The sequence below is a fragment of the Streptomyces sp. NPDC127084 genome, assembly GCF_042724175.1.
GTDB lineage: Bacteria > Actinomycetota > Actinomycetes > Streptomycetales > Streptomycetaceae > Streptomyces.
On the sequence record NZ_JBHXFA010000003.1, the window covers coordinates 15,440 to 23,083 of the forward strand.

The 7,644-nt window shown below is 71.9% G+C and carries 6 protein-coding genes and 1 tRNA gene; 4 read left to right on the forward strand and 3 right to left on the reverse strand.

All coding sequences use genetic code 11. From position 1 onward, the window contains the following. Positions 1 to 230 precede the first annotated feature (230 nt). The 3 genes from ACFWI9_RS01455 to ACFWI9_RS01465 all read left to right on the forward strand — a co-directional run bounded on the left by ACFWI9_RS01455 (position 231) and on the right by ACFWI9_RS01465 (position 2,845). A tRNA-Asp gene (locus ACFWI9_RS01455) sits at positions 231 to 302 on the forward strand. Positions 303 to 338: 36 nt separating this feature from the next. Beyond that, the gene (locus ACFWI9_RS01460; protein WP_387158170.1) at positions 339 to 1,700 is read left to right on the forward strand and encodes an SDR family oxidoreductase; all 1,362 of its coding nucleotides are present in this window, start codon (positions 339 to 341) and stop codon (positions 1,698 to 1,700) included. Then, entirely contained in the window at positions 1,697 to 2,845 is a 1,149-nt protein-coding gene (locus tag ACFWI9_RS01465; RefSeq protein ID WP_387158172.1) for a ribonuclease inhibitor, read from the forward strand. Before ACFWI9_RS01460 ends, ACFWI9_RS01465 begins: the two co-directional genes overlap by 4 nt. Before the next feature lie 299 nt (positions 2,846 to 3,144). Here ACFWI9_RS01465 and ACFWI9_RS01470 read toward each other — a convergent pair whose 3' ends face one another. Then, positions 3,145 to 3,852: an SDR family oxidoreductase gene (locus tag ACFWI9_RS01470; protein ID WP_387158174.1), complete on the reverse strand. Its 708-nt coding sequence runs from the start codon at positions 3,850 to 3,852 to the stop codon at positions 3,145 to 3,147. Between the two features lie 510 nt (positions 3,853 to 4,362). Between ACFWI9_RS01470 and ACFWI9_RS01475 the strand changes: the two genes are divergently transcribed. Continuing rightward, a complete protein-coding gene (locus tag ACFWI9_RS01475) occupies positions 4,363 to 4,554 on the forward strand; it encodes a hypothetical protein (protein ID WP_387158176.1) in 192 nt (63 codons plus the stop codon). Here ACFWI9_RS01475 and ACFWI9_RS01480 read toward each other — a convergent pair whose 3' ends face one another. Next, positions 4,555 to 5,811, reverse strand: a complete 1,257-nt coding sequence (locus ACFWI9_RS01480) for an MFS transporter (RefSeq protein WP_387158178.1) — start codon at positions 5,809 to 5,811, stop codon at positions 4,555 to 4,557. Between the two features lies 1 nt (position 5,812). Further along, on the reverse strand, positions 5,813 to 7,180 hold the full coding sequence (locus ACFWI9_RS01485; protein ID WP_387158180.1) for an NAD(P)-binding domain-containing protein: 1,368 nt from the start codon (positions 7,178 to 7,180) through the stop codon (positions 5,813 to 5,815). Positions 7,181 to 7,644: the final 464 nt, after the last annotated feature.

Consider the following 7,644-nt stretch of genomic DNA (forward strand, 5'->3'; position numbering starts at 1 on the left):
AAAAAACCACGCCACACAACCCACTGTTGGGTGTTCCCCCCACACCCTGGAGAACCCCCAACCTTCTCGCGCGGGCGAGGCGCCGAGGCCAGGCGAAGGCCGCGACCTATCGCCCCGTGCCCCCGCGCAGGCGGCCCGCGTTGCGGGCGCAGATCCGGCAGGCCACGGCCAATTCTGGTGACCGCCGGTCCTGGATGGTGGATACTGGACACGTGTGTTTTGCAGTTCCAGGTCCCGTAGCGCAGAGGTAGGCGCACCACCCCGTCAAGGTGGGCACGCCGGTTCGAATCCGGCCGGGACCGCACAGCATCGAAGGATCGACATGAGCGGGAGCGGCAGTGCGGGACACGGAGCTGGCCGAGTTCTCGCGTCTGGTCCGCGCGTTCAGCGAACTGCCCGTGGACGACCCGTCACGGCTGCGGGCGGAGCGCGTCGCCGAGTCCTTCGCGCGCGAGGGCCGGCGGCTACGTCGCCAGGAGCGACGGGACGAAGCGAGGGAGGCGGACGCCGCGCTGCGCGCGCGGACCGCCATGGGTGCCGCTGCCCGTCGTGAGGACGCCCCGCTCAGCGTGCCGTCTGGGAACGAGCCCGCCGGGGAGCTGCTCAAGCCGCGTCGCTGCTACGTGTGCAAGCGGCCCTACCAGCAGGTTGACGCCTTCTACCACATGCTCTGCCCCGTCTGCGCGGCCGACAACTCCGCCCGGCGCGGGCTGACCACGGATCTGCGCGGACGACGCGCGCTGCTGACCGGCGGCCGTGTGAAGATCGGATTCCAGCTGGCGCTGATGCTGCTGCGCGACGGCGCCGAACTTGTCGTCACCTCGCGGTTCCCGCACGACGCCGTGCGCCGCTTCCAGGCCGCTCCCGACAACGCGGCGTGGCTGGACCGGCTCACCGTCGTCGGCATCGACCTGCGTGACCCTCGCCAAGTGCTTGGTCTGTGCGAGGAGTTGCGCGCGAGCGGCCGTCCGCTGGACATCCTGGTCAACAACGCCGCGCAGACCCTGCGAAGGCCCCCGGAGTCGTACGCCCGCCTCGCGGCCGGGGAACGGGAGGCGCTCCCCGCCGGTCCGCGTGAACTCGTGCGCCACGCGCCTGGGTTCACGCCGATGCCGACGCTCTCCCCGGCCTGGCCCGCCGCCGAACTGGAGGCCACCGGCGGGCCCGGCCACGTCCTGGACGAGGTCGACGAGGCCGGGCTGCTGCCGGACACCGCGTCGGAGAACTCCTGGTCGGCCCGGCTGGGCGAGCTGGACCCGGCCGAGGTGCTGGAGACCCAGCTGGTCAACTCCCTGGCACCGGCCCTGCTGTGCGACCGGCTGCTGCCGCTGCTGCTGGCCTCGCCGCTTCCACGTCGCTATATCGTCAACGTCACCGCCGTCGAAGGCCGGTTCGCCGTGCGGAACAAGACGGGCGGGCATCCACACACCAACATGGCCAAGGCCGCCCTCAACATGCTGACCCGCACCAGCGCGGCCGATCTCGCCGAGCAGGGCGTGCACATGTGCGCGGTGGACACCGGCTGGATCACCGACGAGAACCCGGCGCCGAAGAAGAACCGGATCGCCGACCGCGGCTTTCGCACGCCGCTCGACGTGGTCGACGGCGCGGCCCGGATCTACGACCCGATCGTGCGCGGCGAGGCCGGGCATCCGGTCTCCGGGGTCTTCCTCAAGGACTACCAGGAAGTGGCGTGGTGAGCGGGCCGGTCGATCTCGGCCCGCTGCTGGCGTGGCTGCGCGCCGGGCGGGCCGCCGAGGAGCGGGTGGACTTCCCTTCCGGAACGGTGCTGCCGGACGGCCGACTCGACCTGTGCAAGTCGCAGGTCGGCCCGGACGGGGCGGCGCTGGTCGCGGATGCGCTGCGGGCGCGGGCGGAGACGGACGGAGCGCCGGGGCTGATCCGGCACCTGCTACTCGGGACGGACGGGCTCGGCGACGACGGCGCGGCCGAGGTCGCCGCCCGCAGCGCGGGCACCGGCGTGCAGACGCTCTACCTCGGCTGCAACGGCATCACCGCCGCTGGCGCCTGCCGTATAGCGGACCACCTGCGGGCCTCGCCGCAGGCCGTGGCGGGGCTCTGGCTCAAGCGCAACCCGCTCGGCAGCCTGGCGGGGCACGCGGGCGCGGAGCTGGTCGCGGCCGCGTCCGAGCTGCGCACGCTCGACCTGGTGCAGACCGGCCTGAATGCTGCCGGGCTGGCCCGGCTGGCCCGTGCCGTGCTCGATTCCGGGCGCCGCTTCGAGCGGCTCTACCTGGGCGGCAACCCGCTCGGCCCGGACGGGGCGGAGGCGCTGGGGCCGCTGCTGGAGACGGGTGTGCTCGACGAGCTCTACGTCTCGGCGGCCGGTCTGGGCGACGCGGGCGCGCACACTGTGGCGGAGGTGCTGCGCCGGGCGCCGCGCGGGCGTCTGCGACGGCTCTCCATCGCCAGCTCCGGGCTCGGCGCGCCGGCCGTCGCGGAGCTGGTCGCCGCGGCGGTGGCGGCGGACGTCGAACTGCTCGACCTGGGCAGGGTCAAGGCCGCCGCGGTCCTCGAGGCTCCGGACAACCGCGTCGACACCGAGGCGACGACGGCGATCGCGGCGAGCCTGGCCGCCTGGCCGCACCGGCTGCGGCACCTGGTGCTCAGCAACACCGGCATGCGCAGCGCCCAGGCGCTGCCGCTGCTCGCCGGAGCCGAGCGGGCGGTCACACCGACTCGGTTCGTCCTGGGCAAGGGCATCGCCACGAGCGTGCGGCGACGTCTGGACACCCTGAGCTCCGCGATCCCGTGGCCGGTCGTGCCCCAGGCCGTGGCGGCGGTGCAGAGCGTGCACCGGACCCCGCCGCCCAGTCTCGGCTGATGTCTGGGCCGCGGCGAAGCTATCCTGCGCCCCGTGATCACGGCCTTGCCTAGAGCGGGGTGTCACCCTGCGTATCCATCGGCACGGCGAACGCCTCAACGCAACACGCCCCACCTGGGCTGCGGGAAACGATCACATCTTTGGCGGAATTTGCTTCACGCACCTCTGCCCAGCCGCGGCTGTTCCGGGGCCCCAGGCCGCGGAACAGCGACGCCGCCCGATCCGCCGTGGATTGCGCATGAACCCGCTCCGCTACAGGCCCGTCGCCGGGCCGCGCCAACGGGATCACCGGATTTCCTTTACCAGGCCAGGGGTTCACCCTTCCGGAAGAAGCCGCCGGTGGGACCGGAGTCGGGCAGGGTGGCCGCCCAGACGACGCCGGCGGCGCCTTGGTCGACGGGGTCACCGCCCGGGCCGCCCATGTCGGTGGCGATCCATCCCGGACAGACGGCGTTGACCAGAATCCGCTCGGCGCGCAGTTCGTCGGCGAGTTTGCGGGTCAGGGCGTTGAGGGCGGCCTTCGAGATTCCGTAGGCGGGGGTGCCACCGGACATGAGCTCCAGGGAGCCGGATTCGCTGGAGACGTTCACCACACGGGGGTGGGGTGAACGGCGCAGCAGCGGCAGGAACGCCTGCGCGGTCCGCCAGGCGCCGAAGAGGTTGATCTCCAGAGTGTGGCGGACCTCGTCGAGGTTGGCGGAGGCGGCTCGCTGGGCGGTGTCGTAGTTGATAGCCGCGTTGTTGATCAGGACATCGAGGCGCCCGAACTCCTCTTCCACGCGACGGGCGAGGGCACGGATGTCGTCGGCGTCGGTCACGTCCAGACGGCATGGCAGGATCAGGCCGGGCACTGCGGTGGCCAGATCGACGACGGCTTGTTCGGCGTCCTCCGGGCGGCGGGCGGATAGCAGGACGGTGTGGCCGAGTCCGGCAAGCTGGCGCGCGGTTTCGCGGCCAATGCCCCTGTTGCCGCCCGTGACCAGCGATACCGGTGTAGCGGTGCTCATGCTCTCTCTCCCCTTACGCGTTCGATCCGGAGTCGGGCAGCACGTTATGCCGTCGCCCCGCGTATAGGGATCAGGCCCGAGGTGCAGACGGGCCGCGGCCTTGGACGTAGTCCTCATGGACCACCACGTCCGGACGGCAGCGCAACACGGTCGAACGCCGCAACAACAAGAGCAAGTGGACTGGCCAGCGGGAACGCACGACGTTCTGGACTGACAGCGCGCCAGGCCGCCTGTCTGCAAACGATTGTTTGACGACAGGCAAGCGGCGCGCGTCCAATGAACCCGTGCAATCCGGGGATTCACGGCGGCGCGAATCCAATCAGATTCGATGGTGGTTGCTGACAGTATCGGACACCGACCGGGGAGGAGTGGGATGCCTTCCTCGCGCACTTCGAGAAGCGCAAGGTCTCGATCGGCACCTGCGCTCGTGCCTTTTCAAGCCCTTGTGTCCATGAACACGCTTGCGTTCGTTGCTCGCTCCTCCGGCCAGACTCGGCCCAGCGCGGTCGGTTGGAGGAGATTCGCGACGATCTCATCGCCCGCATCGCCGAGGCCGAGCGCGAGGGCTGGGTCGGCGAGATCGAAGGGCTCCGCGTCAGCCTCACCGGAGCCGAATCCAAGATCAGCCAGATCGATGCCGCTGCAGCCGGCGGACCTGTTCTGCTGGGACTGCCCACGCCCCGCCTCGCCCGGCAGGGGTGATCAGGTCCTGGGCACGGAAGGCGCCCTCGGGTAAGCCGCTTCTTCGGCCAGTTGCGTGTGTGCTCCGAGGGCGGTGACGGCGGCCGCGGCCGAGAGGACGGCGAGCAGGGTGAACAGGGCGGGGTAGCCGCCGAGCGGCTGGGCGAGGAGGGCGCCGGCGAAGGGGGCGAGGGCGGCTGCGGCGTGGGCTGGTGCGCCGAGGAGGCCGGAGAGCCGGCCGTAGTGGGTGGTGCCCCAGCGGTCGGTGACGGCGGTGGCCTGGAGGAGGGTGAGGTTGCCGCGGATCACCCCGGCGAGGACGGATACGGCGACGAGCAGGGTGTAGGGGCCGACCACGGTGGCGAGGGCTGCGGTGGTGAGGGCGCCGAGAGCAATCAGGGTGACGGTGTGGGCGGTAACGCCGAGGTGGCGGTGGAGGGTCGCGTACAGGGTGCGGCCGAGGGTTTGGCCTGCGCCTCCGAGGCCAAGGGCCCATGCGGCTTCGGTGGTGGTGTAGCCGCGTTCGAGCAGGAGGGGGACGAGGCCGATGACGACGGCGTACATCGCGAACGCCGACAGGGTGAAGGTGACGGCCAGCATCCAGAACGCCCGGCTGCGCACCACGCCCTCGTGGCCGCCGGTGACGTGCGGCGGGCTCGGCGGGGCCAGCGGCCAGGGGGCTTTCAGTGCGATGGCATGAGCCGGGACGGTCAGGGCAGCGAGGATGCCGGCGAGCACTACGTAGGTGGCGCGCCAGGACATGTGGTCGGCGAGGATCGCGGTCAGGGGCGCGAAGGCCGTGGAGGCGAGTCCTCCGGCCAGGGTGACAATCGTGAGCGCGCGGATGTGGTCGGGGGCCCACCAGCGGGTGAGGGCGGCGAAGGCGGGCTGGTAGAGGATGGCGGCCATCGCCGCTCCGGCGAGCAGCCATCCGGCGAAGAAGACGGCGAGGTTGGGGGCCGCGGCTATCACCAGCAGGCTCAGCGAACCCAGGACGGAGCCGGCAGTCATGACGGTGCGGGGGCCGCGGTGGTCCAGGACGCGGCCGACGTAGATCCCGGCGATCGCGGAGACGACGAGGGCGGCGGAGAACGCCGCGGTGGTCGCACCCGCGCTCCAGCCGGTGTCGGCGGTGATGGCCGGGTTGAGGACGATGAACGCGTAGTAGACGATGCCCCAGCTGGTGATCTGGCTAAGGCAGAAGGCGGGCAGGACGGCGCGTGGCCGCGACCGGACCCCCGTCCCGGCCGCAGCCACGCCGCTTTGAAGGTCGCTCACCTCAGCAGCCGCCGGAGGAAGCGGGAGCGGCGCCGATGGTGAGGGTGGCCGGGGCCCCGCAGCAGCCACCACCGGTCTCCTCTGCGGCTGCGGGCTCGTCGAAGAGGCCCGCGCCGCCGCACACCCCGGTCTCGGGGAGGGTGAGTTCGACGCGCTCGGCGGCCTCGTGATCGCCGGCGAGGTGGGCGGCGATGGAGCGGACCTGCTCGTAGCCGGTCAAGGCGAGGAAGGTCGGCGCGCGGCCGTAGGACTTCATGCCGACGAGGTAGACGCCCTTCTCCGGGTGGGAGAGCTCGTTCACGCCGTGCGGGTAGACGGTGCCGCAGGAATGCTGGTTTGGGTCGATCAGCGGCGCCAGCTCCACCGGGGCCTGGAGGCGCTCGTCGAGCCCGAGGCGCAGCTCGTCTAGGAAGGACAGGTCAGGGCGGAAGCCGGTCAGGACGATGACCTCGTCCACCGCATCGAGGCGGCGGCCGTCCTCCCCGACGAGGATCACGCGGCCGTCGTCGGTGCGCTCGAAGGTGTCAGTACGGAATCCGGTGACGGCGTCCGCGTACCCGCCGTCGACCGCTGCCTGGGCCGCCAGGCCGAGGGCGCCGCGGGCAGGAAGTTGGTCGGCCTCGCCGCCGCCGAAGGTGGAGCCGTTGATGCCGCGGCGCAGGATCCAGGTGGCGCGGGTGCCGGTGCCCTCGTCGGTCTGGGCGAGGTCGGCGAGGTAGGCGAGGGCGGTGAAGGCGGAGGCTCCGGAGCCGATGACCGCGGTCCGCTTGCCCGCGTACCGGGCACGGACGGCGGGGTCCTTGAGGTCGGGGACGCGGTAGGTGATGCGATCGGCCGAAGTTCGCTCGCCGAGGGCGGGCAGGCCGCTCGCGCCGGCCGGGCTGGGAGTGGTCCAGGTGCCGGAGGCGTCGATGACGGCGCGGGCCATGAGGCGCTCCTCGCGGCCGTCGGCGTATGCGATGTGGACGACGAAGGGCTGGGCTTCGCGGTCGGCGTCGACGATGCGGTCGCGGCCGGAGCGCGAGACGCCTGTGACGGTGGCGCCGTAGCGGACCTTGTCACCGAGGACGTCGGCGAGCGGTTGGAGGTAGTGGTCTGCCCAGTCCCCGCCGGACGGGTAGGCGGCGGGGTCCGGCTTCACCCAGCCGGTCGGGGCGAGCAACTTCTCCGCCGCCGGGTCGGTGACTTCCCCCCAGGTGGAGAACAGCCGCACATGCGCCCACTCGCGCACCGCGGCGCCCGCGGCCCGGCCGGTCTCCAGGACCAGGGGTTCGAAGCCGCGCTCGGTCAGGTGGGCGGCCGCGGCCAGACCGGCAGGACCGGCGCCGATCACGACGACGGGCAGATCGACGGTGGTGCTCTCACTCATCACATGTCTCCGAACTCGCAGGAAGGGCAGCAGGTGGTCGGCTCGGCTGTCAGCAGCAACCGGCGCCGGAGGTGACGGCCTCTTGTTTGGCCGCGGGGTCGCAGCAGGCCCCGGCCGCCTTCGCGCCCTCACTGGAGCCGCAGCACGGGGAGGACTCAGCCGCTGCCGCTGCATCGGCAGGCTGGGCGGGAGCCGGCCCACAGCAAGAGGACGCGGGCTCGGCGACGTTGGGGCTGTTCCCGGTGGCCGGGGAGGCGGGCTCGTTCACGACGACTCCTCGCTGTTTCGATGCCTGTCGATGTCTTGCGCTGTCAGCATGGCACCTGCTTCGATAAACGTCAACATAGACATTCATCGAATTGGGAGATCGTTTCATGGAGCAAGTCGACGTCGCGGTGATCGGAGGTGGGCCGGGCGGGCGGGGCGCGGCGGGCGGGCGGGCGCGGGAGGGGGGGTGGGCACTG

What these genes read in the sequence shown, in the direction of transcription:
- ACFWI9_RS01470 (WP_387158174.1), bottom strand. Translation starts at nt 3,852, where the DNA reads ATGAGCACCGCTACACCGGTATCGCTGGTCACGGGCGGCAACAGGGGC.
- ACFWI9_RS01485 (WP_387158180.1), bottom strand. Translation starts at nt 7,180, where the DNA reads ATGAGTGAGAGCACCACCGTCGATCTGCCCGTCGTCGTGATCGGCGCC.